Annotated in this window: 1 protein-coding gene; it reads left to right on the top strand. The window is 37.9% G+C overall.

Annotation, left to right across the window (positions count from 1 at the left end; translation table 11 throughout):
* Positions 1-131: 131 nt before the first annotated feature.
* Positions 132-1,049: an alpha/beta hydrolase gene (locus NE665_RS23765; protein WP_233104888.1), complete on the top strand. Its 918-nt coding sequence runs from the start codon at positions 132-134 to the stop codon at positions 1,047-1,049.
* Positions 1,050-1,138: the final 89 nt, after the last annotated feature.

The raw sequence follows: 1,138 nt of genomic DNA, 5'->3' as shown, positions 1-1,138 counted from the left end.
AAATCCACATTCACAATTACACATTTTATCACAACCTGAAGTGATACCAAATAATTCAGGTGGAAAGGAGAACTGGTATATTAAATTTATTACTCATTATATGAGTAACTTAAATATACCAGGAGTGCTGTATGTTACATACAAGATATCATTTGCCAAGTGGCGCGTATTTTGATACGTATATTATGAATTCGGAAATCAATTATCGTGAATATAGAAAGCGACCTGCGATTATCGTGGCACCGGGTGGTGCCTATGCCATTCATGCAACAAAAGAAAGTGAGCCGGTCGCAATTCAATTCATGCAAATGGGTTATCAGGTATTTGTTTTGCATTATTCTGTAGGCTCAGATCGCTCACATCCGGAAAGAGGTATTTTGAAGCATGCGCTCTATCCGCTCCAGGTTATAGAAATGCTGGAGACCTTACACCTTGTAAAAGAGCATGCGGATGAATGGCATATAGATGCAAACCGAATTTTTCTAATGGGATTTTCAGCAGGCGGACATGTGTGTGCATCCTGTGGTGTACGATGGAAGGATGCAAAGATAGTCGAGCAGTTAAGCTTTATCCCCAAAGGAGAAGAGTTAAAGGTGACCGGAATTGTGTTAGGCTATCCGTTTCTGGTTCCAAATAGTGATGAATTTTTTGAACAGCATCATCTGGAGGCTGTGCAAAGAGTGCAGGGTATTACGAATTATGTACTTTATCAATCCGACACTCCATCCCGTGAGGATTTTGATAAGGTGAATTTGTTAAACTATATATCAAAGGATACGGTACCGATGTTTCTTTGGCATTCCATAGATGATCCTGTCATTGATGCAAGAAATTCCACACGATTTATTACTAAGCTATTGGACTATGGGATCCCTGCGGAATATCATCTATTTGGACATGGAGAGCATGGAAAGGCTCTTGAAAACAGATTGACACATCAGCCGCAGGAAACGATTGACGATCATTTAAACAGCTGGATTTCTCTGGCAGATTATTGGATGAACAGGATAGGAAAGACAACTATATTAAAGTCAAGTAGTAATTTATGAAAAAGTATGAAATATAAAATACTTGAAAATATAGTATTCGATCTTTGAAATTGTGAATGTAAATATGTTGAAAAGAACTATAGTTAAAA

Source organism: Clostridium sp. DFI.1.208, from assembly GCF_024463855.1.
In the GTDB taxonomy this organism is placed as follows: Bacteria; Bacillota_I; Bacilli_A; order Erysipelotrichales; family Erysipelotrichaceae; genus Clostridium_AQ.
Note: the sequence above shows the minus strand (reverse complement) of the source record. Positions and strands in the feature narration are given on the sequence as shown.

Coding starts and splice junctions, on each gene's coding strand:
- NE665_RS23765 (WP_233104888.1), top strand. CDS start 132: ATGTTACATACAAGATATCATTTGCCAAGTGGCGCGTATTTTGATACG.